At 43.4% G+C, this 22,849-nt stretch carries 30 protein-coding genes; 9 read left to right on the top strand and 21 right to left on the bottom strand.

What is annotated here, in order from left to right; genetic code table 11:
* Window positions 1-142: 142 nt before the first annotated feature.
* Both CHL76_RS08560 and CHL76_RS08550 read right to left on the bottom strand, forming a co-directional pair.
* Window positions 143-1,000, bottom strand: coding sequence for an alpha/beta fold hydrolase (locus tag CHL76_RS08560; protein WP_233133299.1), 858 nt, complete (start codon window positions 998-1,000; stop codon window positions 143-145).
* Between the two features lie 221 nt (window positions 1,001-1,221).
* The gene (locus tag CHL76_RS08550) at window positions 1,222-1,770 is read right to left on the bottom strand and encodes a dihydrofolate reductase family protein (protein WP_094908334.1); all 549 of its coding nucleotides are present in this window, start codon (window positions 1,768-1,770) and stop codon (window positions 1,222-1,224) included.
* 181 nt (window positions 1,771-1,951) lie between these two features.
* Here CHL76_RS08550 and CHL76_RS08545 point away from each other — a divergent pair, with 181 nt between their 5' ends.
* On the top strand, window positions 1,952-2,515 hold the full coding sequence (locus tag CHL76_RS08545) for a DNA-3-methyladenine glycosylase I (RefSeq protein ID WP_094908333.1): 564 nt from the start codon (window positions 1,952-1,954) through the stop codon (window positions 2,513-2,515).
* Between the two features lie 247 nt (window positions 2,516-2,762).
* Complete coding sequence (locus CHL76_RS08540; protein WP_158219123.1) at window positions 2,763-3,626, top strand: hypothetical protein; 864 nt, start codon at window positions 2,763-2,765, stop codon at window positions 3,624-3,626.
* A 617-nt stretch (window positions 3,627-4,243) separates the two neighbouring features.
* On the opposite strand, the gene CHL76_RS08535 is transcribed toward CHL76_RS08540, so the two are convergent.
* The 4 genes from CHL76_RS08535 to CHL76_RS08520 form a co-directional block, all read right to left on the bottom strand.
* Window positions 4,244-4,537 carry a hypothetical protein gene (locus tag CHL76_RS08535; RefSeq protein ID WP_079476307.1) on the bottom strand — a complete coding sequence of 98 codons (294 nt, stop codon included), beginning with the start codon at window positions 4,535-4,537 and terminating at the stop codon, window positions 4,244-4,246.
* Window positions 4,538-4,719: 182 nt separating this feature from the next.
* Window positions 4,720-5,769, bottom strand: a complete 1,050-nt coding sequence (locus CHL76_RS08530; protein WP_094908330.1) for a homocysteine S-methyltransferase family protein — start codon at window positions 5,767-5,769, stop codon at window positions 4,720-4,722.
* A gap of 268 nt (window positions 5,770-6,037) precedes the next feature.
* Window positions 6,038-6,271: a hypothetical protein gene (locus CHL76_RS08525; RefSeq protein ID WP_094908329.1), complete on the bottom strand. Its 234-nt coding sequence runs from the start codon at window positions 6,269-6,271 to the stop codon at window positions 6,038-6,040.
* Window positions 6,271-6,501 (bottom strand): hypothetical protein, encoded by a 231-nt coding sequence (locus CHL76_RS08520; RefSeq protein ID WP_079476304.1) that lies wholly within the window; start codon window positions 6,499-6,501, stop codon window positions 6,271-6,273. The genes CHL76_RS08525 and CHL76_RS08520 overlap by 1 nt, the downstream gene beginning before the upstream one ends.
* A gap of 203 nt (window positions 6,502-6,704) precedes the next feature.
* Here CHL76_RS08520 and CHL76_RS17010 point away from each other — a divergent pair, with 203 nt between their 5' ends.
* Entirely contained in the window at window positions 6,705-6,857 is a 153-nt protein-coding gene (locus CHL76_RS17010; protein WP_158219122.1) for a hypothetical protein, read from the top strand.
* Between the two features lie 334 nt (window positions 6,858-7,191).
* Here CHL76_RS17010 and CHL76_RS08510 read toward each other — a convergent pair whose 3' ends face one another.
* From CHL76_RS08510 to CHL76_RS08475, 8 genes are all read right to left on the bottom strand, one after another.
* The gene (locus CHL76_RS08510) at window positions 7,192-7,764 is read right to left on the bottom strand and encodes a DJ-1/PfpI family protein (protein ID WP_094908327.1); all 573 of its coding nucleotides are present in this window, start codon (window positions 7,762-7,764) and stop codon (window positions 7,192-7,194) included.
* A 37-nt stretch (window positions 7,765-7,801) separates the two neighbouring features.
* Window positions 7,802-8,434, bottom strand: a complete 633-nt coding sequence (locus tag CHL76_RS08505) for a nucleoside/nucleotide kinase family protein (protein WP_094908326.1) — start codon at window positions 8,432-8,434, stop codon at window positions 7,802-7,804.
* 117 nt (window positions 8,435-8,551) lie between these two features.
* On the bottom strand, window positions 8,552-8,857 hold the full coding sequence (locus CHL76_RS17005; protein ID WP_147041500.1) for a hypothetical protein: 306 nt from the start codon (window positions 8,855-8,857) through the stop codon (window positions 8,552-8,554).
* Window positions 8,858-8,911: 54 nt separating this feature from the next.
* Window positions 8,912-9,349: a FosM family fosfomycin resistance protein gene (gene fosM, locus CHL76_RS08495; protein ID WP_094908324.1), complete on the bottom strand. Its 438-nt coding sequence runs from the start codon at window positions 9,347-9,349 to the stop codon at window positions 8,912-8,914.
* A 71-nt stretch (window positions 9,350-9,420) separates the two neighbouring features.
* Window positions 9,421-9,936 carry a hypothetical protein gene (locus CHL76_RS08490; RefSeq protein WP_094908323.1) on the bottom strand — a complete coding sequence of 172 codons (516 nt, stop codon included), beginning with the start codon at window positions 9,934-9,936 and terminating at the stop codon, window positions 9,421-9,423.
* 92 nt (window positions 9,937-10,028) lie between these two features.
* Window positions 10,029-10,928: a M23 family metallopeptidase gene (locus tag CHL76_RS08485; RefSeq protein ID WP_079476298.1), complete on the bottom strand. Its 900-nt coding sequence runs from the start codon at window positions 10,926-10,928 to the stop codon at window positions 10,029-10,031.
* Window positions 10,929-11,184: 256 nt separating this feature from the next.
* Entirely contained in the window at window positions 11,185-11,442 is a 258-nt protein-coding gene (locus CHL76_RS08480; protein WP_233133296.1) for a DUF3923 family protein, read from the bottom strand.
* A 229-nt stretch (window positions 11,443-11,671) separates the two neighbouring features.
* A complete protein-coding gene (locus CHL76_RS08475; RefSeq protein ID WP_079476297.1) occupies window positions 11,672-11,929 on the bottom strand; it encodes a hypothetical protein in 258 nt (85 codons plus the stop codon).
* A 49-nt stretch (window positions 11,930-11,978) separates the two neighbouring features.
* On the opposite strand from CHL76_RS08475, the gene CHL76_RS08470 reads away from it, so the two are divergent.
* Window positions 11,979-12,200, top strand: coding sequence for a hypothetical protein (locus CHL76_RS08470; protein ID WP_079476296.1), 222 nt, complete (start codon window positions 11,979-11,981; stop codon window positions 12,198-12,200).
* 12 nt (window positions 12,201-12,212) lie between these two features.
* On the opposite strand, the gene CHL76_RS08465 is transcribed toward CHL76_RS08470, so the two are convergent.
* Window positions 12,213-12,434: a hypothetical protein gene (locus CHL76_RS08465; protein ID WP_079476295.1), complete on the bottom strand. Its 222-nt coding sequence runs from the start codon at window positions 12,432-12,434 to the stop codon at window positions 12,213-12,215.
* 161 nt (window positions 12,435-12,595) lie between these two features.
* The gene (locus CHL76_RS08460) at window positions 12,596-12,820 is read right to left on the bottom strand and encodes a hypothetical protein (protein WP_094908322.1); all 225 of its coding nucleotides are present in this window, start codon (window positions 12,818-12,820) and stop codon (window positions 12,596-12,598) included.
* 543 nt (window positions 12,821-13,363) lie between these two features.
* Between CHL76_RS08460 and CHL76_RS08455 the strand changes: the two genes are divergently transcribed.
* Window positions 13,364-13,837: an NUDIX hydrolase gene (locus CHL76_RS08455; protein WP_158219121.1), complete on the top strand. Its 474-nt coding sequence runs from the start codon at window positions 13,364-13,366 to the stop codon at window positions 13,835-13,837.
* Between the two features lie 250 nt (window positions 13,838-14,087).
* On the opposite strand, the gene CHL76_RS08450 is transcribed toward CHL76_RS08455, so the two are convergent.
* Window positions 14,088-14,810, bottom strand: a complete 723-nt coding sequence (locus CHL76_RS08450; RefSeq protein ID WP_158219120.1) for a Na-translocating system protein MpsC family protein — start codon at window positions 14,808-14,810, stop codon at window positions 14,088-14,090.
* Window positions 14,811-15,098: 288 nt separating this feature from the next.
* Here CHL76_RS08450 and CHL76_RS08445 point away from each other — a divergent pair, with 288 nt between their 5' ends.
* The 3 genes from CHL76_RS08445 (at window position 15,099) to CHL76_RS08440 (ending at window position 16,989) form a co-directional block, all read left to right on the top strand.
* Entirely contained in the window at window positions 15,099-15,419 is a 321-nt protein-coding gene (locus tag CHL76_RS08445) for a DUF3243 family protein (protein WP_094908320.1), read from the top strand.
* Window positions 15,420-16,084: 665 nt separating this feature from the next.
* Entirely contained in the window at window positions 16,085-16,213 is a 129-nt protein-coding gene (locus CHL76_RS17370) for a hypothetical protein (protein WP_261763921.1), read from the top strand.
* Between the two features lie 98 nt (window positions 16,214-16,311).
* Window positions 16,312-16,989 (top strand): DUF421 domain-containing protein, encoded by a 678-nt coding sequence (locus tag CHL76_RS08440; protein ID WP_158219119.1) that lies wholly within the window; start codon window positions 16,312-16,314, stop codon window positions 16,987-16,989.
* Window positions 16,990-17,124: 135 nt separating this feature from the next.
* Here CHL76_RS08440 and CHL76_RS08435 read toward each other — a convergent pair whose 3' ends face one another.
* The 4 genes from CHL76_RS08435 to CHL76_RS08420 all read right to left on the bottom strand — a co-directional run bounded on the left by CHL76_RS08435 (window position 17,125) and on the right by CHL76_RS08420 (window position 22,204).
* Window positions 17,125-17,700, bottom strand: coding sequence for a hypothetical protein (locus CHL76_RS08435; protein WP_079476289.1), 576 nt, complete (start codon window positions 17,698-17,700; stop codon window positions 17,125-17,127).
* 12 nt (window positions 17,701-17,712) lie between these two features.
* Window positions 17,713-19,335, bottom strand: coding sequence for a sodium:solute symporter family protein (locus CHL76_RS08430; protein WP_094908318.1), 1,623 nt, complete (start codon window positions 19,333-19,335; stop codon window positions 17,713-17,715).
* A gap of 45 nt (window positions 19,336-19,380) precedes the next feature.
* Window positions 19,381-21,111 (bottom strand): alpha-amylase family glycosyl hydrolase, encoded by a 1,731-nt coding sequence (locus tag CHL76_RS08425; RefSeq protein WP_094908317.1) that lies wholly within the window; start codon window positions 21,109-21,111, stop codon window positions 19,381-19,383.
* Between the two features lie 64 nt (window positions 21,112-21,175).
* Complete coding sequence (locus tag CHL76_RS08420; RefSeq protein ID WP_158219118.1) at window positions 21,176-22,204, bottom strand: LacI family DNA-binding transcriptional regulator; 1,029 nt, start codon at window positions 22,202-22,204, stop codon at window positions 21,176-21,178.
* Between the two features lie 314 nt (window positions 22,205-22,518).
* Between CHL76_RS08420 and trxA the strand changes: the two genes are divergently transcribed.
* Window positions 22,519-22,833, top strand: coding sequence for a thioredoxin (trxA, locus tag CHL76_RS08415; protein WP_079476285.1), 315 nt, complete (start codon window positions 22,519-22,521; stop codon window positions 22,831-22,833).
* Window positions 22,834-22,849 lie beyond the last annotated feature (16 nt).

Raw genomic sequence — 22,849 nt, 5'->3', positions numbered from 1 at the left:
TTAACTTTAAAGAAAAAAGGTGCAAATGCTTGCAGTACTACCACATATTAAATGCACCCAGATGTTTTTCAGTAAAAAGAGGCCAGCTTGCCCGACTGGCCTCTTAGTTATTTATTTTTAATAAGTGGGAACAACACTTAGATTAAATAAACTTTTTAATTTCTGTGGCGAACTCCCTCGGCGCTTCCTGAGGCACCCAGTGGGCTGACTGGTTTATTCTGACCAGCCGGCTGTTTGGCAGGTCCTTCTCCAGCATCTCTCCTGTTTCCATCGGCTGCCACGGGTCCTGGGTCCCCCACAGCATAAGCACAGAATGCTTGATCTCGGAAAGCCTATGAGTAATAGAAGTAGTATGATTTGTGTTCAGGGCCGCCGCATTACGTACAAGGCTGAGCTTGCCTTCTTCATGTAAATACGGAGCCATGATTCCCTGTAAGAAGGTGTCCGTCAGCTGATCCTGCTGGGCAAATACGCCTTTATACCCCTTCGAGAGAAAGTCTTCCATGTCCTGAAGAGATTTGTTCTTCCACGACGGGTGTCCGACCATCAGCATTTCTTCAATCGGCCAGGAGTCGTAAGCGACGGTGTTGGAAAGCACCAATTTATCGATTCGTTCCGGCTCTTCAAGAGCAAGAATTAACCCGACACCTCCCCCGATATCATGAGCCGCTACATGCGCCTGCTCAATCTCCAGATGTTCCATAAGCCTGATAACCAATTTCGCCTGCACATGAAGCGAGCGGTCAAAGCGGTCTCGCTGGTCGGAATAGCCGTAGCCCAGAAGGTCCGGGACGATCACCCGGTAATTATCCTCCAGCTCCGGAATGACAGCCTGATACAAATACGACCAGGTCGGTATGCCGTGCAGCAGCACGAGCGGCGGGCCTGAGCCTGTATCTGTATAATTCACTTTCACTGCTTCGTCCACGATGCCTTCCAGCATGACAGATTGTTGATGTTGTTTAAATTCCTCTTCTGTTGTAGTTTGATTTGGCTTCATGTTTTTGCCTCCTTAAGCATTTCTTTACATAACCCTAATTTCAGAGTAATTAATAACACGGTATTATTCAGTAAGGCATAAGCAAAAATAACCTCCTTTAAAAGATTTTCTCCTTTGTTCTTCCCGTATACTCCTATTCTTAAATATAAGTCGGTTACATTTTTAACTGCGGGCACTCACGAAAAAGCCTTCACGCTGTACTTTAGCCTTTAAATTTTCCATTATTTCTTTATGACCTTATACCAGATTTCCACCTGCTGGGCGGTCTCAATGGTGCGCAGCTTCTCGAGATGAATTTCATGGCCCTCCAGATGCTCAAACAGCCGCAGTCCCTGACCGAGTATGATAGGCGCAAACGCGACCTGCAGTTCATCCACAAGCTTTGCCTTTAACAGCTGCTGACCGATATCCGCCCCGAGCACCACGACGTCTTTTTCTCCGGCTGCTTCTCTGGCCTGTTGGACCGCGCTTTCAATGCCGTCTGTCACGAAGGTAATTGTAAGGTTCTGATTTTCCCTGGGATGCTTCGCCGGCGGACGGTGCGTCAGCACAAACAACGGCACCTGAAATTCATAATCATCCGCGTAGGCATCCGGGTCCGGGCTTTCATCAAAGCTGTTCCGCCCCATCACTACAGCTCCCGTGTTAGCCATCGCCGTTTCAATCGCTTCATTCGGCTCAAAGCTGGCATAAATCTTTCCCATATCTCCGTGGCGGTCGTTAACATACCCATCCAGCGATAAAATCATGCCCAGACATACCTTTGCCACGATCTTCCCTCCGTTTCTTTCTTTATTCTTTTCTCCCTTACCTTCCTGGAATCCTTTCAAATTATTAATATAGAAGCTGAAATAATAACTTTACCGAATGGCACAATTTTTAATATGACACGCAGTTGTCCTGTTTTGCATGGTACAGTAAATTCAACAGGAGGAAAGGAGAACATAGTCGATGGAACAATGTTTATGGCCGCAAAACAGTGAACTCTTGCAAACGTACCATGATGAAGAATGGTGCAGACCGAGCCGGGATGACCGGTACATCTTCGAGATGCTTACGCTGGAGGGGGCACAGGCCGGCTTATCGTGGAGTATTGTATTAGCGAGACGGGAAGCGTACCGCTCCGCCTTCAACAACTATGACCTCGAATACTGCGCCGGGCTTACAGACACAGACCTGGAAGCCATCAAAGAGAATTATCAAGTCATCAAGCATTTTTCGAAGCTTCAATCGGTCCGTTCCAATGCAGAGGCGGTATTAAAAATACAAAACGAATTCGGAAGCTTAGCCGATTTCCTATGGAGCTATGTAGATTTTAAACCGATGATAAATAGCTGGACAGCTGACACGGAAATCCCTGCCCAGTCCCCTTTATCCGTCAGGATCAGTAAGAATCTAAAAAAAAGAGGATTTAAATTCATAGGCCCGGTGATCACTTATTCTTTTCTGCAGGCGATCGGCATGGTGGATGACCATATTACGTCCTGCAGATTCCACACGTCGAATATTGACTAAAGCGGCGCTCGTCGGGCGTTTCACAATGCCTTATGAAATGATGACCCGCAGGCAGCCACCTTAAAGCAGCCTGCTGTCACTATAAATAAATGTATTCAGGCCAGCCAGGAGCAACCTGTCAATATAACCGGTTTTATTGCATTCTCTGCGGGGAATTCCCAAAACAAATATGGTAGCAATGGATGGATACTACCACCACTCCATAAGCCAGAAAAAGAGCATCAGCCTTTTTCTGGCTTATTTTATTTTGGGAAAAATTTCAACCCAGTCTTATACTACTTCCATTCAGAAAGAAGGGACCAGTTTGAAAAAGCTGTTGCTGTGGGTTCTGTCAGGGCCCTTGCTTGCTAGTGCTGTTTTGGGGTGTACAAGTGAAAAAGATGCCCCGCAAACTTCAGATGCTGAAGAGCTGGCCGGGCAGCAGGAGGAGTTATCCAAAGATGACGTGGAGGAAGATCCCTTTCCCCAGCCGGAGCCTCAACGGGAAAACTCCTTCTCTCCTACGCCGGCGGGGCAGGAGGCTGAAAGGATTCGCGGCGAGCTTTTAATGAATAGCGCCCAGATCAGGCTTCCTGCCCGTTTCCCGGACCAGCAGGCCCGCTATGTCCAGGGATCTGTGGCTTCCAATAATTCCACTACTTACAGTATCCAGTATCATACCAATAGCGGGAAGCCTCTCGCCCACGTAACAGCCGCCCAGTACTTGGACGCAGAAGAAGCCTCCAGAGAGATTGAAGCTTTCCGGGAAGGCAAAAACGTTGATCCCGCCAGTCCGGGGGTTAAGGCGCTTCAGGATGGATTATCCGGACACGCGCAGGAGGGCGTCGATCAGTATCATTACAGCGGGAAGCAGGGGCCGTGGCTGGTGAGCCTGTCTTCCTCATCTTCGGATAACCTCAACCATACAGAGGTGCTCCGTCAAATAGCAGAATACCTCAAGCATCATCCCCTCCCCGACTCTGCCGAGCAGGGAGTCGTCGATATCTATTACGCCCCGTCCCGTGATGATGTAACCGTAGATATCCGCTGGCGGGAAGGAAAAACTGTTTATGCTGTACGCGGCAGTCTTCCTCCCGTGGAGGCTCTACAGCTCGTAAATTCCATGAAATAAACATGTTTCACTCTGCCAGTGCCCAATAAAGTAATCGTATAAAAAAGGGACTGCGCCGTATGTGGCCCAGTCCCTTTCCGTATTTCATGCTTTTTTGTTTTTAGCTTTTTGGCTTCTGAGCGGCTGACGGACGGGCCAGTATGGCACAGCAAAAGGCACCGTAACCGAGAATTGTCAGTGTAGTTATCATGCTTTCTCTCCTTTTCCCAGGCTTCCACTTTTTACAATAATTAAAAGCGAGGAAGCAAATTCAACGCCTCCATTAAAAGGAGAGTCAGAATTATATATTTGGTTAATCGAATAAAATGTAAAGTCTAAAATAAATAAGTACAATGCATTTCTATACTACACTTTCCCCAATTATTATATTTTAAACTTTACGCTAACCCCTCAACAGCTGCCGCCAAATAAAAAAAAGCTCTGCCTTTCAGGAGAGCTCCAGGGAAAAAGGAATACTTCCGTTACATACCGTATTCCCCGAGGGAAAGAAAAAGGGTTGCATCTTTAATATTAAAGCGTTTGCACAGTGCGTGCATGAGGCAAAAGCATGCTTATAAAAACTGCGACGTTGTTCATAATGCTGCTCAGGAGGTCTATGCGGCCCTTCTTCACAAACCTCATATTTCCTCTATGACCAGAGGGCCTGTACCGGACAATTTGACGAAGCGGCCTTTCATCGATACGGATTCAATCATGCACGGTCCCTTATACATCTGGCCGCCGCTGTCTGTTGAGTCCAGCCAAAACCGAAAACGGTTATTATTTTGGCCAAACAATTCATGATCTGCTTCTTCTATATCTACGTTCCACCGCACCACCACCCCATCTTCTTCCACCATCGTTAACACCGCCTCACGGTAAGACACCGGTAGTCGATCCAACCGTACCGATGTGAGCATAATATTTTGCACATGGCCACTCCTTCTCAGCTTGATTACTGTTAGGATTCTTGGTTCGGCAAATAAATTCCTGCCCGTTACCCTTTTTATCTAACTATTACCGAATACTCATTCATGTGAACGCACTTTTCTGTTATTGAAACGCAAACACAAGAAGCTCTCCTGAATAGACACCAGGAGAGCTTCTTTCGTTATTATGCTTTTGTCCGGTAGCTCGTATTGTGCTTCTGAAGAGTATCGTCCTGGCCGAACAGGAAGTGCTTCTCCATATTCGGCGAATACTCCGAACTCAAGGTCTCCAGGCCAGCAGCTTCCGCCACCGCCCGCAGCATAGCTGGAGAAGCCCCGCAGCACAGGCCGATGTAATTCACCCCGGCATTGGTCGCTTCCCTTGCCCACTCTGCCAGTTCATAGCGGTTGTGGTACAGCGGGTCCAGGGCAGTAGGGAACGTTGTTTCCAGCGGCGTATGGCAGCTGCATCCGGCGTCCGGCAGATTAAAGAAGGTTGGATGCTCTTCCGTCGTGCGGTACGGCACCGGCAGTCCTGCCACATACCCGTCCACCGATTCCCGGATTTTGTTTAAATACGGCTGCATCGTATCCGGGCCGCGGAAGCAGTTCATACCGACCACTAAGGCGCCGCTCTCGGATAAAATGCGGGAGGATTCCTCTACGGTATATCCATCCCGGAGAATATTTTCCCCCATCAACCCGAGAGTGATAACAGCCGGCAGCCCCTGCTTCTGAATTTCTTCGAGCGCAATTAGTGCTTCTTCGTGGTAATAGAAGGTTTCGCCTTTAATGTAGTCGACGCCCTCTTCGCTGCACCATCCGATCATTTCGGCAAACATGTCACGGACAGCCGTTTTAGAAGACTCATCGTCCGGATTAAAAATATTAGTATTGGAAATATTGCCTGCTACGAGCGCTTCTTCCTCCGGATGTTCCTGGGCCACCTCTTTAGCCAGACGAATCGCCTGGCGGTTCAGCGGCTCAAGCAGATCCTCTTTTCCAATGATTCTCATTTTTTCCCGGTGGGCGTTGTACGTGAACGCCAGTATCACGTCCGAACCGGCACGCATATAATCCCGGTACGTCTGCTTTAACGCTTCAGGGTTTTCAAGTGCCACTTCCGGCACGAATGTGCCTGCCTGTAAATACCCCCGACGTTCAAGTTCAAATAAGTATCCTTCTCCCGCGATAACCGGCCCTGCTTCTAAACGCTCCTGTAAACTGCGCTTCATTTTTTCTCCACCCTTCTCTCTGTTGAACTACTCTCTCTGGCAGCCTATTTTTCTTTCTGCTTTTTTTGTATTTTCAGTCATTTATATGAAAATTACGCCCGCATTTTCCAAAGAGTTGAACCTAATATACGCAGGACTTCTTTCATTGTCAAGCGTCCATGAAAAACTTTTCTCATTTTCAGAAAAAGTTCCTATTTCTTTAACTCTCTTGAAGTTATTTATTATTCTTTAATAAACCGGTACCAGAGTTCCACTTGCCTGGCCATTCCTATGGTTTATTATTTTTCAGGTGAATCTCAAGGTCCTCCAGATGGTCAAATAAACGCCAGCCGCTACCAAGAACACAGGCCGCAAGCACGCCCTGCAGTTCGTCCGCAAGCTTCGCTCTCAGCAGCTGCTGGCCGACGTCCGCCCCGAGGCACGAAGAAATTTTTTCTCCGGCCGCCTCATTGACCTGATGGATCGCGTTTTCGCTGCCATCTGTCTCAAAAGATATATGCATTATTCAAGGACGTCCATGATACGGTCCAAAGGTTCGGTACTATAGCCAAATACAGCTGCTCCAACCAGGTAAAGAACAATTAATGCAAAAATGGTGAGCATAGCTGGACCTGCTTGTTTTCTTTTTTCCTGCTTTTTCTCTCTTCTTTCCACAAGATAATCATCCAGCTTATCTTTTTTCGTTTTAGGATTTGTGTCGTGTTTATATAATTGTCTGTTTTTCCAGCGCATCTTTACCTCCCTGGAGAATATGTAAATAAATAGGTTCCATATAGAATGTTAAATAGACTATCGCTTTTTTTAAAGGCAAAAATTTGTTCACTTTTAATAACTACGGTATACCAAAATAAATCCAAACTTTAGCTCTCTTTGAATAAAATGGTAATATAAGGAACAGGAAGAATTCATTGAAAAATACAAAGGAGAGTGCTTGCATGGATTGGACGATCATCTTTCCATTCGCCGGTTTGATGTTAGTTATTATTGCTGAAATGTACCGGACTAACGTTAAATTACAACGTTCGGAGCAACGGGCGCAAGCGCTGGAAAAGTCCTCGTCAGGCCGGGACGTGGACAAAACCGGATGAGGACACTCCAGGTAATTAAAGGAATACTGATAGCATGGGTATTGATTCATGGCACGACTACAGTAATTCTATCTTTGTTGTTTATGGTTGGCGTCTCAGGCATTCATAGTCCTTTTAGTTTTATGTGGGCAGCAGTAGCAGGTTCATTTGGGCATATCGCCATCGATCATAAGATAAAAAAAAGAGCGTCTGAAGGTGGGTAGTTGGAAGAGGCTGGTTTTGCAGTCGCATGTAAAGGTGGTGGTAAACATGAAAAACAGGTATTTACGAATTTTGATGTATTTTCTTCTCGGTATGCTTATTGGGGCCTTACTGCTTCCTTTGGTAAATTGATTTAGAAGTAATACGGGTAATCCATTTTATCTGCAATAACTAAGGCGGTTTGACGATCGGATAAAAATTCGCATACATATAACCCCAGATCAATGGAAGCCGCTACGCCGCCGCCCGTGATAATGGTATCGCTTTTCACGTCCTGCACGATTCTTTTCGCCTGTGCTTTCTCTGTATACTCTCCCAGTAAGTCCAATGCGGAAGGGTTCGTTGTAGCCTGGCGATCGTGCAAAAACCCGGCACCTCCAAACAGTAAAGAACCTGTACATACAGATACTTTTATAGGCACGGCCTGGGCGGTTGAAAGCCAATCGGTAAATGTTTTATCATCTTTAAGCTTTCTTGTGCCTATGCCACCCGGAACAAACACCATATCATACGCTGCTAAAGGGGGCTGCACCGTTTCAATATGGTAGTGGATCCCACGATCATCAGAGACATTTTCTTCAAGTGCGCAAATGTCCCACGATAAATCGGGGCAATACCCCATGGTTTGCAAGCGGGTGACACTGTCATAAAAACCAACAAAATCTAACGAAGTCATCTGGTTAAAAAGCAAAAAAGCGATTTTCATTAACAGTCTCCTCTTCCTATGCGTCTGAATGCGGAAATTATGCTTTGTTTTCCTTTAACCACCTGGTTATATTTTGAAGAAGTATTTCCGGGTTTAGGTCTTTAGCAGCAAGCGGTCGCTGATGAAAGACAACTTTTGCGGCTTCCTTACTACTTGCTGCTTCCAATAGCTTCACATAACCCGGCCGGAATTGGTTTAACGCCTCATAGTAACGCTGATGGGATTGTGAAATTCCTGTATGCTTTTCGAAATTTTTTCTTGTCCGCGTTTGGTCGTTTTCTTTTCTCCACCTTAAATTTGTTTCATTTGCATACAAATAAAAATACTTGTGTGGAAACTGTATTCTGCCAGCCTGAATCGCTTTTTGATAGAATTCAGAAATAAAATCCAGGCTCTGGTTGTATATCTGAAAATCAAAGCACCAGTTGTAGCTGAGCGGCTGAAAAACGTCTCCATCAAGAATCACAGTTTCATAATCCTTTAGTTTTTCTTCAGCTAAACACCAACGCTCAACCTGGCGTTCTAAATACCATGTATTCGATGATTTTCGGGGGCGTTCGAATAACAAATTGACTTCAGGAATCACACAAACATTCGTTGTGTGTGCCAATTCTTCCGCTGTCGTGGTTTTCCCCACTGCGCTGATCCCTTCTAAGCAAATAATACTCATCATTTTTTCCTCTTTTGCGAAATATACAGGTTATTAATCTCCTAGCTTGCTTTATCGGCTCTTCCTTGTCGACTTTTATTGACGTTTACATTTTTCATTAATTTTCACTATTTATTATTAATACCACCACAAAGTGAATGCGATGATGATAAAAGGAAGAAAAAATAGGATTAGGGACAGTATAATTAAATGTCTAATTTGTAAAGCAAGCGATAAAGCTAATCCAAATACTCCAAATATAAAAACAAATAAAGAAATAGCTATAGGGCCATAAAAGTCGTACTCATAAACCCAAAAATCTCCTATAATGCTGGCTGGGAGAAGTAATGGTATAAAAAGCAAATATCCAAGAATAATAATTAACCAATTAGTGAAATAAGCAATTTTTTGAAGAAGCATCATTACCTCTAGGAGTTTTGACATGAACAACTGCACTATTATTCATTTTGTCGCTTCCCACACCGCCCATCTGTATTTTCAATAATGATCATATAAATCAGAAAACTTCATATGTTTTTTATCCTGCTTGTAATAGTTCATTCTGTCTTCCAGTGTTCCCGTATGAAATTCAAATTTGTGGCCGTCTGGATCTGTGAAATAAATCGATCTTTTATCTTTTTCATCCCGCGGGCGCCCTGTCAAAATGTTGACGTTCCATTTTACTAACCTATCATATGCGTTCTGGAAATCAGCTTCTTCAATAGAAAAAGCAATATGCGTATACGACTGATTTATTTCATTACGAGGTATATTCTGTTCGAGATTAAGAGCCAACCATATGCCGTGTAGATCAAAATAGGCAGTGCTCTTTCCCTTTACCAGCAGCTTGGCTTCAAATACTTTTTCATAAAATTGAATGGAAGTTTCCAGGTCGGAAACCGAAAACAAAAAATGATTAAGTCCTTTAACTAACAATGATAAAGACCACCCTGTTTGTAATTTTTCTTATCCCTATAAATTCATTTCTATCACGTTTCTTTTTTTAATTAATTTCTTTTCATTCCACACCAAAACGTATGAATTACGCCGTAAAATAAAATATCCGGTTCCGGCAGCACCAATGCTGAAATCTCCCCCTGATAAACTTTATTTACACTGTTAGTACTTGAGGTTTCCCCGATCTTATTTTCGTTTTCATCGAGAATAAGATGCTTCCCTCTCGTTTTCGCCTTAATCGAAATGCCGGGATAATCGTTTACCCTGACATCAATCCGGTGGTTTTTAAACAGGCCGCGAGGGCTTTTGATTTTTCCTATTTCTGCATCATTTTTATAGACGCCCCAGGTGTATCCTCTTACCATTCCGAAATCCAGCTGCTCAATCACGTATTTATCGTCGCCCGCAGCATCGTACATATAAACGTTCACATCATAGATTGGGCTGCCCCTAAAATTTTTTGAAAAATAGCGTCTCATCGTGCCAAGATATTTATGGCCGTCTTCGATTTCTAATAATTTTTCTGACTTTCCCACCGCTGGAGCTGAATAGCTAAAAACCGGCATGGTCAACCTCCTTACTGTATAGGCGGATTCCCTTCACTTTAGGTTATTCCCAGGTAGAGAGAAAATCATCCGTGAATGTCTCAGCCGCCTGTTTACCAGACAAGACTATTTCTGACTAAAAAGCGCTCCTGAAATGTTATAGGAATTCCTTTCCCGTTGTGTTCCGCGTGAATGTGCAAATGCGGCTCTGTTGTGTTCCCAGAATTTCCTATACGGCCAAGCACCTGGTCTTTCTGTACCTCATCTCCTTCGCTCGCTGCGACACTCCCTTCCCGCATGTGCGACAGGTAAACGGTGGCCTCCGTGTTGTTACAGGCAAGACGGACATAATTGCCGTTAGGATTTTCCGGATCGGACTGAGGCGGTGTTTGATCAGCCTGGCCCCTTCCGGCTTCCACTACTTTTCCGGTGCACGGGCTATGCAAAGCGGCTCCGTAAATCGCGTAGCGGCCAAGCTGTTTCGGATATAACCCCGAAGCCCTCGTGCCCAATGCATTTAGCTCCACTATATCCAGCGCGTATTGCTGTTCCGTTACGGACTGATGATAATTAATCTGCTCCTCGTCCCCGCCATGCGCTATGTAATACGTTCCGCTTTTCAGGGGAAAGGTAAGCTCTGCCGCCGGTTCCTCGGCCGTATACCCTGAAATAATCGACACATTGTACCAGGCGAAAACCGCACCGAGCAGCACGAATATTCCGATCGACCATTTCTGTTTTCTTTCCAAAGCCCTGCGCCACGGCAAATTACTATGTTTTCGGTACGAACGATAGACGGCTATGATTAACAATACTAACAGCAGCGCACGCAGATAGTAGCTGAACATATCCCATCGCCCGGATAACACGGCCCAAACTACCAGCATGATGGTACAGAGTGTTTGAACCGCCCATTCCGTTTTTGTCTGGAAACGCCCCTTCCATAGCATCCAAATAAAAATGACAGGAAGCAGCAATTGAATGACAGCCAGCTGTATAATACTAAACAACATCCCGCACACTCCTTTCGCAGATTGGATGAACTTATTTTATAAAACTAATAAGCATTCCTCCAGCCCCCGCTGGTGAAAAAATCTATTTATCTGGGGTGTTTCCTTTGTTACAAAGAGGGCCAGATACCCCAATCAATACAACACATTTAAATGCCGGCATGGTATGTGAATGTTTAAAACTATTATTAACTTAATAAATAGACCGTTTTAGTGAACGGTTCTTTTTTATGAACAACTATGTTTACAATCATTCATGTTATTTGAATGAGGAAAGGGACCGAAACACCAGTAGTACTACCAAAAATGAAAGAAGCTTTATTTCCGGTGTTTGAACAGCTCCAGCTCCATCCACTTCCCTTGTCCATACGAACACAGAGCTTGGAATAAACAAAAGCAGCCAAAACACATTCACGATTGACCAGCCAATCCACGACCACTTGATAGTATCACCTTCTACATGAGACTTTGTGCCACAGCAATAATAAAAGCTATTACCAATCCAATGAAGCGACATAGCCGGCCACACCTAAATAAAACAGCTGATTATCGCTTTCCTGGTCTGTAAAAGGCCCACTGGCTAAAAATCGGTTAAACCTGCCGCTAGAAAATAGCTTAAAACTGCATTAATAATAAGCATTCGCTTATGGGCCTTATCCAATTTCAACTCCTCCTGTATTTTCCTTCTCCCTCCATGCTTCTAAATCTCCAAAGACATCAGATTTTCATCTTAATAACAATCTTCACTATTTTTGAGTTTGAGCCAATACGGTTTCAACTACTATACCTATAACAGCCATCGTTCCTACACCAAGCATAAAATAGGTTACTGGAGTGATAGGCCTGCCGTTGAAAAAAATCATTGCCATCAGGTTCATAACCAAAAAAGCCATCGCAAGTGAGCGGATTGTCCGGCTGATGGGCCTGTGCCCGGCTGAAGATTCTCTTTTTAAATAAAAGTAGCATAAAAGCCCACCCAATAATAAAATCGCCCATACTATCATTCATAACACCACCAAAGACAAAATGATTTTTACATAGGAAAGGGATAAGATGTGGCTTGAATTAAATGAAGAGCAGATCATTGTCTTTGAAGCTGCTAAATTGTCTTCGAAAACGTATGGATATGCGCGTGGCGGAACAGTGACAGAAGCCCATACTGAATTTTTCAGCCCGGTTTCGGAGCATGAAATTGATACAAGTTCCAAAGAGCGTCATGGCATGCTACTTGAGGTGTTCCAAACATTTTTTACTATCCTGGAGATTTTTAAATAATATCTACTAATATCATTCCTGCACGTTTTCCTGCTTCTTTTCATTTTTCTTCCTTATTTTATACTCCACCGCCACATATCCCATTATCCCAGCAACCAACGACCTGATAGAACTGAGAGGAAAATCGGTGCCCGGAACCGCAAATATAAATAACGTAAATAAAATCATGGCGCTTAAGCCATGAATAGCAATCCATATCGTTAATATCCCTTTCATTACCTGGAGAAATTTCATTTAGTTCCCTCCTGCATCCCTGTTAGCAACAGCCCCTTATATTCTTTCTCCCGGAACATTCTTATGTAAAATTATTCCTATTCACTTAAATTGTACTACTCCCCAATTCACAACGACAACCTTAACCAAGCCTTCTGCTATTATTATGCTTGATTTTTTACCTAAATATCCGAATTCTTCTTTTCCCTTCGTTTTTCGTTAATCGCGTCTATCAGGTTTATAGACGTCGATACAAATGTTACAGCCACTGATGCATAAATCAGCCAAACCGGCATATGTATTATTTCTGTTCCCTCCATCAGCATTAAAAGGATAAAAATTACAATGATGCCCCGGTGCATAGCTTTAATCCATCCCATCTTCATCACCTTGATCATCTCCAGCATGTTCTTTCTGCTTTTCCCTAATCACTCACAGAACGGCTTCCCCCGAATACTATTACGCCGGCACCGATCGTAACGGCCCCATCCGGAACATGTATTACCCCTGACAAATCCGTTTCCCTAACATAAATTATGAACATTATTCCTTTTTTCCAAATGTTCCGTTTCTCAAAACTTTTGCTATTTGCTTCGTTTGCAATTTTTCTCTAAATACCTGAAAATGACATTCACTTATATTAGTACGTCACAAATGGACGGGAGGGGAGCCTGCATGCGCCAACGCACTCTTTTGTTACGGTGTGTTTAATGTTTGCTGCTAATCCTTGCTTCGCGGCTGCTTCTTCCAACGTTTTTGATGGCCAGCAGTTTTTCCCTCCTTATAGCCGTCGGTTATTATTTTCAGTTTTAGAAGCGGTAAGTTTGCAGAGAAACCAAGCATTTAGGCTTTCTTTAAACAACATGAAAAGCCTTATATTTTTAGAGCGCGCATAATATGTAAACTTACAAATTCATTTCTGGTTCTACTTCATTAAGGAGAGGATGGCTTTGACAAACAAAATCCCGGACACTTCGGGGCGAAAATACATTGCACTGGACAAGCCGGAGGCTGTTGTGGTGCTGGCTAAAATGGGCGGCTTCCTGCTGTTCATTGAACAATACCGCCCGCCTGTGGAATCTTTTGTCATGCAGCTGCCAGGCGGCGGCGCTGAGCCTCATGAAGCATTAGCTGATGCCGCCCGCAGAGAATTTACAGAGGAGACCGGCTATACCTGCGGCCAGGTGAACTATTTAGGAGACATGCTCCCCGCTCCCTGGCGGAGCAATGACCGCACCCATCTTTTCTTCACAGATGACGTGCAGGACTGGCAGGAACAGCAGCTTGAAGATCATGAAACTATTCAAGTTTATCTCCTCCCCCTTAGCGAATGCGTTGAAAGAGTGACAAACAATACTTTTACCGATGGAGAGTTGAACACTGCGATTTTCCGCTCCTGGCTCCATGGATATTTGGAGTTATAATAATATATTTCGGCTATCAGTAAATCTTTCATGCACTATACCTTAAATTTACCACCAATGCTTCTTATGTTCCTGTTATTGCGGCAAAAAAATAAATGGTGCTTGTGTTTATAAAACAATGCAGTTAAGAATCATCGCACCTACGTRAAATTCATTAAACTTATTAACTCTTATTTTCCATTTAACACATAAAAACATGCCGGACTCTTTCGAGCACCGGCATGTTTTATATTAATGCTGCTTTACACATTTAATTGTTTGTGGGCAGCGGATCAGTAAGAAGAACGACGACGCTGGTATCCTGCTCAAAATCCCAGTCAACGAAAATATCGCGAATCTCTACGCCCAGCCGCCGGTCGAACTGCTCCTCGTAAAGCAATCTCTTCTCCAGCTGACGCTTCACAGTTTTGAGCGTTTTTCCGTAACCCGTACGGATTAGTTCTTTTTCAATCATGATCAACACGTCAGAGCGAACGACAATGAAGGTCCGGTCGTTAATCTGATGGGCATAAACCGTGCCGGGAACCTTTTCGGTGCGCACGCTTACCTGGCGAACTCCCTCCTGAAGGCTCGACTGATGAGGTGAATCCTCAAGTGAAGGATGATTCTGAAAGGAAGGTTCATGCAAGGCGGTAATCATGCCGGAACGGTTTGTCATGTTCCAATCTACGAAAAATGTCCATCCCTCCCTTTCCATCAGCTGAGACAAAGCGTGGGAAACTTCCGGCAGCATTTTTGCCATCATCGTTTCCCTGAGTTCTTCGACCGCTTCCTGGCCGTGCTGATCCAAAAGAACTTCCTCCATCGGGGCCAGAAACTTCCGGATATGGATAACCACACTGTGCGGGTCAAGACTGACATATACAGACTCCGGCCCGCGGCCAAAGTGTTCGCGCAGCACCCGGCTTACATGGCTTCCCAATTCTTTTTGCTGTTCCTGGCGGGACCGCTGCTGAATATCTGCAGGCAACATTATATTTCTCCTTTCCTTCGTGTTCAGGAGCATAAAAAAGCCGAAGACACCGATAATATTCCGGTTAGTCTTCGGCTTACACGATAGGCGCTTTATGTCCTCGTATTGCGGCCATTATAAGTTATAGCTTATAACCATGGTTTAGCCATTCCCGCTTATTTAAAAACGAAACATTTGAAAGTGGCCCTTTATGCTTTAAATAAATTTGGCCTTTTGGGGAAAAAGATGTTTGTACCCAATGGAGAAAAGGAAAGGCCTTTACATACCAACTTGAAGGAGGCTTCATAGATGAGCAGCGAAGATCCGAAAAAAGCCGACAAAGAAGTTCAAGCGATGGACCAAGAAAACAAAGACGAGATTTTACAACATTTTTCCACTTTTAAAGATTATCTGGGAGACCAGGTTCGTAAAGGAGAAAAATTAAATCTCAGCGAAAAAGGATTAGCCCAGGGCGCCAAACGTGTCTCCGATTATTTAAATAAACACGAAGAACCGCGAAACCGCGAAGAAAAAGTATTGCATGAATTATGGCAGGAAACCGAAAATGACAAGGAAAAAGACACCTTCGCGAGATTGCTGGTGCGCCTTGCCCAGCAAACCAATGATTAAACTTAACTCTCATTATAAAGCAAGTGCCTGCAGGCATTTGCTTTTTTTGGTTCACTAGCATTTATTTCAATACCCTCCCAAGCTTTTAGACGACGGCATTTATTCCATCTTCGGCTCTCTTCTGCAGCCGATGGTCTTTAACATAAATATAAGCCTTGCGCATCTCAAAGGAATACTTTTGGAATTTATACTGATTTCTTTTCACAAACGCTTTGTTGGGATCAAAAATTTCCAGCTTTAACATATAGTAACCGAGAGCAGGAGCCAGTTATCATAACATGCCCTCTGCTTCAGTACATGCGCTCTAAAACGTGCATACTGCTTATTTTTGAGGTTCTAATCTTTATAATTCCGCTTTGCTTCTTCGCTCGTGTGGGAAAAGCAAGTTCTGCCAACAACATCGATACGATTTTCTTATGTGCTGCATATACTCAAGCGAATTTATGTAGAAATGCATTGCTAAGGATAAGTTTTAAAATTTCAAGTAAATAGTTTAATTTAACTTTAATTTGGATACAGAGTATTAATTATTAAAACAACAAATACTCTGGCCAACAGAAATGACAGGACTATGGCGCCTGGAGCATAAGTTGAGGACCACCTGTATCCTTCAGGCAGTTCTTCAGCTTTTTTATATGCATGGCGATAGAAAAGGAGGTTTTTTATTGGCTGCGCATCAATTTAAAACAAGAAAGCAGGGCCGGGCAGGCGGCACTTATGAATTTGATGGTACACCGAAAACAAGTGGAATCATGTTCCCACCACTTCCTTCCATTAAAGATACTATTTATTAGGAAAAATTTAATAAACATTGTTCCAATAATTTTTCCCACGCTGGCTAAGGCGCTCGCTCGGCGCGGCCTTCTAAAAGAAAGGAGCTTCTATAATGTTCATGTCCATTATTATTTCTCTGGGTATCGGAATCGTTGGCGTCATCATTATTACCAGAATGCTTGGAAAAAAGCAGTTGGCGCAGGTCACCCCCTTAGATTTTGTTTACGTCCTGATTCTTGGAGGCATTGTTGAAGAAGGATTATATTCCACCCAGACTCAGTGGTACCATATTGTTTTCACTTTTGTGGTTTGGGGACTGTTAATTTATATTTTAGAAACACTGGCTCAAAAATACGATGCTTTCCGCTGGTTTATTAAAGGAGGCAATGCTGTTCTTGTTCAGGATGGAAAGGTTCATTATAAAAATTTAAAGAAAAATAAATTGGAATTGGAGCAGCTGCGTACGCTGCTCCGCATGCAGGGTATATTCTCCTTGCGTGAAGTTGAATACGCTGTACTTGAAACGAGCGGGACTGTTAGTGTATTAGAAAAAGCAGAAGAAGAACCTCTCTCTAAAGGTGACTATTTTGAGCGAGTGTCAAGAAACGAACCTACGTTTTTAATAGTTGAAAATGGTGCTATTCATCAGTCGAATTTAACAGCTTCCGGTTTAGAACCGACTCGTTTAAATGAAGAATTACAACGCCGGGGCCATCAGTTGAATGATCTTTATCTTGTGGAGTGGAGCAACAAAGACGGCTTTTTTATTCAGACAAAACAAGAAGCTTCCTATTAATAGAAGCCTCTTAAGCTGACACACTGATATATTCTTTAAAGAAAAACCCCGAGGTCTATTAAAACGTCGGGGTTTTACTATGTTGTTGCAATCGATTACAAAAATCCCATCATTTTTTGGAATCAATAGAATATTTTATCGTTGGGGATTTTTCTTTCCCTCCTTATGTGCAGCACTGGCCATTATCGCTTCGAGCATGGCGTCTTTCAGGCCAAGATCAATTTTCCCAGTGGTCGCATCCGCAATGATAATATCCCACTCTTGCCCGCTTACGTATCCTACCCAGTAAGGAACATATAAAAGAGCTGTATCGATAATGTCGATTTTAATATCTTTTCGTTTCTTTTCTCTCCCAAACGCTTCCCAGTAAATTTCATTCCGGGCTGCTTCAGGCACTGGCTTCCCTTTCACCGGCAGTACTGGAAGACCTTCTTCAAAATCAAGAAAAGTGGTGCTGTCCGGCAAAATGGCGGTATGGTGCCTGTAGGTTTCTATCGCTACTTGACCTTCAATTTTGCTTTTAAGCTGCTTGCTGCTGTATTCATATTTAAAGCACCAGAATGGAAGATACAGTTTTTCAATCGAAATAAGCTTGCTCTTTTCTTTTTTAAATAAACGTCGCCACTTTTCGATAAAATTCTGTCGATGTTCTTTCATATTTCTGACTGCCTCTTGTTGATCTAACGCTGCGTTCAGGACATATTTGTTCATTTTTCCCCCGCCCTATGCTACTTGGAATAAGTAAAGAATTATCAGCGTAACGAAAAAATAAGCAATAAGAATATATGGCCATTTTTTCATCGAGCGTTCCTCTTCTAATTCTTTTACCTTTTCTGCCTGCGATTGGCGTTTTTCCAGTTCTTCCTGCAGCGGTTCCTTATCGCCAAAGATCAAGCCTTGGGTTTTCTCTTTTTTAGGAGCTGGAGCGAGCAGACTTACACCATACCCGACAAGGACCGAAACAACAGCGCCAACCGCGTTGTTATATAACCACGAAATTTCTGCAAATGTAATAACAAGCCAGACAGCTGCCATACCTGCGATCACGCCGGCAAAAGCTCCTGTGCCGTTCGCCCGCCGGACAAAAATCGCCAACAAAAACACCCCAAGCAAGGCCCCGTAAAAGTAAGAGCCAATCTGGTTGACCGTTTCAATTACCGGACCCAGATTCCCGGCAAAAAAAGCAAAAATGGTAGCGTAGATACCCCAGAAAATAGTTGCCCAGCGTGACGCTTTTAAATAATGGGCCTCTGATCCGTTTTTCTTCAGGAATTTCGCATAAAAATCACGAACGGTTACGGCAGACAAAGAGTTTAAAGCAGAGTCCAGACTCGACATCGCTGCGGCAAATACTCCGGCAATAATCAGGCCCGTAATTCCTACTGGTAAATTGTTTACTACAAACAGCGGGAACAGTTCATTCAGGTTTTCTATATCAGGCTGGCCTACGTATTGATAGTAAGCATACAGCAAAATCCCGATAAATAAAAACAGCAGCATTTGCGGAAAAATAAACAAACCGCTGATTAATAAAGACATTTTACTTTCTTTGATTGATTTACTCGTCAGGACACGCTGAATCTGGCTCTGATCGGCTCCAAAGTAAGCAACGTGAAGGAAAAAACCGCCAATCACGCCAGCCCAGATGCTATACTCTGCGGAAAGATCAAACTGGAAATTCAGTGATTCCAGCATCCCCTCCTGTGCGCCTAAGGAAACCGCTCCCGAAAAACCGTCCGGGAGTGTGCCGACTATGGTAATTATCGCTAAAATGGCCCCAAGCCATAAAACAAACATTTGAATCACGTCAGTCCAAATTACAGCAGAAATCCCGCCCAGTACCGTGTAAGCGATAGCAATTATGGCCATAAGAGCGATTGTCAGATTGACATTCCACCCGGTGACCACTGAGAGCACAAGAGCCGGGGCGTACAGGACTACCCCAGTCGCAAGGCCCCTGGATACCAGAAACAGAGCTGCCGTCAGCGACCTTGTTTTCGTGTCAAACCTTCTTTCCAGGTATTCATAAGCTGTATACACTTCTGTCCGGTAAAAAAACGGTACAAGGGTCACCATTAAAAAAGCCATAACAAGCGGAAGGTTAATATACGTGTTAATCCGGTCAAGCCCGCCTTCGTACCCCCACCCCGGAGCACCTATAAACGTAATCGCACTTGCCTGGGTAGCCATCACCGAAAGTCCGATGGCCCACCACGGCACGTTCCGCCCGCCCAGGAAATAATCTTTTGTTGATTTCTGGCCTTTGCCAAAAAAAGCTCCAAATAGCGCAATTCCGATAACATAGACAATCAGGACTATAAAATCTATCGTCGTAAAATTGTTCACTTTATGCTCCTCCTTTAATATGTTCCATCTTCAACTGCCCGGGTTTTATTTAATCCAGGCAGCTTCGTATGGCTTCAATCTCATTTTGATTTTGTTGTTATTTACTTCCAGGTGCTGTCCCGTTATGAGATTTTTCACGGCGGCTTGAGCAGCAGGAGCATCCGTAACAATCTCCTGTTCTTCATCGGATACGTTCACTAATGCGAGAATTTGTTCGTTTGGATGATCTTTGTTAGTTCTCCGTAAGGCAAAGACCTGATCGTTTAAAAACAGTACTTCCTGTGGACTATTCGGGTGAAAGGCTGTTTCGTTGGTTCTCAGGTCTATGAGTCGTTTGAATTGAGAAAAGACCTGGTAACGAAGTGACTCTGAATCATGTAGCTCCTTCTCCAACGTCTGCCGATCCATCTTTTCTCTGTTGATTGTACGGAAACGCCCAGTCTCTTCCACTCCCTGATGATAGTTACGGGAGCCAAATAAGCTGTGTATATAGATACCGGGAACCCCGGCCATCGATAGAAGTATCGTCTGGGCTGCCAGGAAACGTGCTGCTTTCAACTCTTGTTCATCCTCAGGGTGAGAAAGCGCATCCAGATAATTGATGTTTAGCTCATAAGGACTTTTCCTGCCATTCCCGTTGTCTTTATAGGAGACCTTGCCCCCATGTTCATAAACAGTTTCAATCATTTTTTCTACTTCTTCACTCTCAAGAATGCCTTCTACCGGACGAACTCCTATACCGTCATGAGAAGCTAAAAAGTTAAAAAAAGTTGTCTCTTCTGTAGTTTCTTCCAGACTGTCTGCCCATTCAGAAAGCTGCTTTGCGTTCCCCGTTAAAAATGCATGCAATGTTAACGGAGGAAGAGGAAACTGATACACCATCGCCGCTTCGTTATAACCGGAGCCAAAATAACTAATATTATCCTTGTGCGGAACGTTCGTTTCTGTAATTAAAATAACTTCAGGAGCGATGGATTCAATGATAATTTTAAAGGCCTGAATCATCTTATGTGTCTGATCCAGATGAATAGAAGTGGTCCCCATTTCTTTCCACAAAAACCCTATAGCATCCAGCCGGATCATTTTTGCCCCTTTACTAATGTAAAAAAGAAGCAGTTCTAAAATTTTTACTGTTACGTCCGGGTTTTTATAGTTTAAGTCAATTTGATCCTCACTAAACGTAGTCCATATATGTTTGGGTCCATGGGCCGTTTCAAATTTTGTCAAAAGCGGCAGTGCTCTTGGCCTCGTTACTTTACTGTAATCCGCTTCAGGATCTGCTTCGATAAAATAGTCCCTGTATGCCAAATCGCCTTTCAAGTATCCTTGAAACCAGTCGCTCCCAGCAGAAATGTGATTGATCACTGCGTCAAACATTAAGTCATAATTTGCGGACATCGCTTCAATATCTTTCCATTCACCGAGCTCTGGGTCCACCTGAAAATAATCTATTACCGAGAAGCCATCATCCGAGCTGTACGGATAAAAAGGCAGAATATGGACGCCGTTCACCACCGGCTTAATGTGATCGTTCAAAAAATCATGCAGCGTCTGTAAAGGAGCTTCACCTGATTCCTGTACAGAATCACCATAAGTGATCAAAACAGTATCCTTTTCCGAAACAAATGATTCCTTTTTATAAAAATTCGGTACCTGATCTTTGTACCTGTCTACTAAATTCAACAACTCCGTCATTAAATAAGACGCGTTTTTGCTTTCATATATTGACTGTAGTTTTGCTTCTACCTCGTGAATTTGATGATCATTTAAAGCCATTTTATTTCCTCCCAGGATAAATTCTTGTTTCCAAAAACGTTTTTGGAAACATCTAAAAAAATTATTATGTTTTCTTTGGCGCTTCGGCAGCAGATTGTCTAACAATCAGTTCACACGGGATCATAATAGGCGACGGGGAAAGAGCCGGATCTTCAATAATTTTCAGTAATTGTTCGGTTGCTGCACGCCCGATTTCTTCTTTATTCTGCTTTACCGTTGTTAATGGGATATGATAACCCGCAGCCTCGTTAACATCGTCAAATCCTATAACGGACGCCTCTCCAGGCACTGAACACCCCTCTTCTTGCAGTGTTTCTATGGCAGCAAAAGCCATCACATCACTCGCACAAACAAAGGCCGTCACTTTTTTATTCTTTTTCAATATATTTTTAACAGCCAGTTCTGCGTATTCTTTGGCATAGTATCCCATTTCTATCAAGTCCGGGTCATAACTAATTCCTGCATCGTTCAGTCCGGAGCGATAACCATTTAACCGGTCCAGACTTATTTTGGATACTTCATCGCCCCCGATAAAAGCAATCTGACGGTGTCCAAGTCCAGCTAAATATGATACCGCTTTCTTCATTCCTAAAAAATTGTCTGATTCTACGTAGGTACACCGGTCGCCCTCGAGGGGCACATCAATGGCCACGCAAGGAATTCCACTGTTTTGCAGATCCGTCAATTGACTGTTCACCTGCTTCTCCCTGCCGGTTAATATCAATATGGTGCCGTCCACTCCGCGTTCCCTGCAGAGAGTGGTGTATGTCGCTCTCTCTTTGTTTTTGTTTGTGAAAACAAGCAGGTCATATCCCGCATCACCAACCAGCTCTCTAATCGCCGATAGTACTTTTTGAAAAAATGGATCCTCAAAGCCTGAATTAACATTGTCCCCAAAAAAAAGACCAATCATATAGGTGCGTTTCGTTACGAGACTCCGGGCTGCAGAACTGGGAAAGTAGTTGAGATTGCGAGCTGCTTCAATTACTTTTTCCCGCGTTTTCGGATTTACATCGTGATAGCCATTCAAAGCACGCGATACCGTGGATACTGACGCCCCGACTTCTTTTGCAATTTGTTTAATGGAAGTCATCTTCATTCTCCTGTTTGTGTTGTTTTCCAAAAACGTTTTTGTAATAAACCGCTTTCATTATAACAAAACTCATTTAATAATCAAGGGGTAAATTTAATTTATCCATCATCAGCTAAACAGCTGTGCCTGCATGGTGCGTGCTTGAAACGCTGAAAAATTGAAATAAATATTTTCTTACGAACAACACAATGGCTTATGGAAAGCTAAAGTCTTTTACTTATCGAAACTAATAAAGCCTATAGCTTGCATTAAGAGGATTCTTAGTATTACGATTGGCGTTATCACTCATATCACTGAATAAGGAGAGATTGTAAATGGCTATTGTACATGTTACAGACAATGATTTTCATCAGGAAATATCTGAAGGTGTTGTATTAACTGACTTTTGGGCTCCGTGGTGCGGCCCTTGTAAAATGATCGCCCCTGTTTTAGAAGAAATTAATGAAGAAATTGGCGATCAAGTGACCATCGCTAAACTAAATGTCGATGACAACCAAGCCACGGCCGGCGAATTCGGCATCATGAGCATCCCGACTATGCTTTTATTTAAAGATGGTGAAGTGGTGGAGCAGATTGTTGGTTTTCAGCCAAAAGAACAGCTGATGGAACAAATTCAAAAATACACCTAAACAATTTCTAATTTCC

The sequence above is a fragment of the Marinococcus halophilus genome (assembly GCF_002265875.1).
In the GTDB taxonomy this organism is placed as follows: Bacteria; Bacillota; Bacilli; order Bacillales; family Marinococcaceae; genus Marinococcus; species Marinococcus halophilus.
This window is presented reverse-complemented; position numbering and strand designations above follow the sequence as displayed.

Coding starts and splice junctions, on each gene's coding strand:
- CHL76_RS08450 (WP_158219120.1), bottom strand. CDS start 14,810: ATGTTGCCTGCAGATATTCAGCAGCGGTCCCGCCAGGAACAGCAAAAA.
- CHL76_RS08485 (WP_079476298.1), bottom strand. CDS start 10,928: ATGTTGTTTAGTATTATACAGCTGGCTGTCATTCAATTGCTGCTTCCT.
- CHL76_RS08545 (WP_094908333.1), top strand. CDS start 1,952: ATGGAACAATGTTTATGGCCGCAAAACAGTGAACTCTTGCAAACGTAC.
- CHL76_RS08465 (WP_079476295.1), bottom strand. CDS start 12,434: ATGAAATTTCTCCAGGTAATGAAAGGGATATTAACGATATGGATTGCT.
- CHL76_RS08530 (WP_094908330.1), bottom strand. CDS start 5,769: ATGAAGCGCAGTTTACAGGAGCGTTTAGAAGCAGGGCCGGTTATCGCG.
- CHL76_RS08505 (WP_094908326.1), bottom strand. CDS start 8,434: ATGAGTATTATTTGCTTAGAAGGGATCAGCGCAGTGGGGAAAACCACG.
- CHL76_RS08560 (WP_233133299.1), bottom strand. CDS start 1,000: ATGAAGCCAAATCAAACTACAACAGAAGAGGAATTTAAACAACATCAA.
- CHL76_RS08475 (WP_079476297.1), bottom strand. CDS start 11,929: ATGATAGTATGGGCGATTTTATTATTGGGTGGGCTTTTATGCTACTTT.
- CHL76_RS17005 (WP_147041500.1), bottom strand. CDS start 8,857: ATGTCAAAACTCCTAGAGGTAATGATGCTTCTTCAAAAAATTGCTTAT.
- CHL76_RS08480 (WP_233133296.1), bottom strand. CDS start 11,442: ATGTCGCTTCATTGGATTGGTAATAGCTTTTATTATTGCTGTGGCACA.
- CHL76_RS08460 (WP_094908322.1), bottom strand. CDS start 12,820: ATGCTGGAGATGATCAAGGTGATGAAGATGGGATGGATTAAAGCTATG.
- trxA (WP_079476285.1), top strand. CDS start 22,519: ATGGCTATTGTACATGTTACAGACAATGATTTTCATCAGGAAATATCT.
- CHL76_RS08425 (WP_094908317.1), bottom strand. CDS start 21,111: ATGGCTTTAAATGATCATCAAATTCACGAGGTAGAAGCAAAACTACAG.
- CHL76_RS17010 (WP_158219122.1), top strand. CDS start 6,705: ATGGATTGGACGATCATCTTTCCATTCGCCGGTTTGATGTTAGTTATT.
- CHL76_RS08435 (WP_079476289.1), bottom strand. CDS start 17,700: ATGAACAAATATGTCCTGAACGCAGCGTTAGATCAACAAGAGGCAGTC.
- CHL76_RS08510 (WP_094908327.1), bottom strand. CDS start 7,764: ATGAAAATCGCTTTTTTGCTTTTTAACCAGATGACTTCGTTAGATTTT.
- CHL76_RS08490 (WP_094908323.1), bottom strand. CDS start 9,936: ATGCCGGTTTTTAGCTATTCAGCTCCAGCGGTGGGAAAGTCAGAAAAA.
- CHL76_RS08440 (WP_158219119.1), top strand. CDS start 16,312: ATGTCCATTATTATTTCTCTGGGTATCGGAATCGTTGGCGTCATCATT.
- CHL76_RS08525 (WP_094908329.1), bottom strand. CDS start 6,271: ATGCATATATCTTTTGAGACAGATGGCAGCGAAAACGCGATCCATCAG.
- CHL76_RS08470 (WP_079476296.1), top strand. CDS start 11,979: ATGTGGCTTGAATTAAATGAAGAGCAGATCATTGTCTTTGAAGCTGCT.
- CHL76_RS08520 (WP_079476304.1), bottom strand. CDS start 6,501: ATGCGCTGGAAAAACAGACAATTATATAAACACGACACAAATCCTAAA.
- CHL76_RS08420 (WP_158219118.1), bottom strand. CDS start 22,204: ATGACTTCCATTAAACAAATTGCAAAAGAAGTCGGGGCGTCAGTATCC.
- CHL76_RS08445 (WP_094908320.1), top strand. CDS start 15,099: ATGAGCAGCGAAGATCCGAAAAAAGCCGACAAAGAAGTTCAAGCGATG.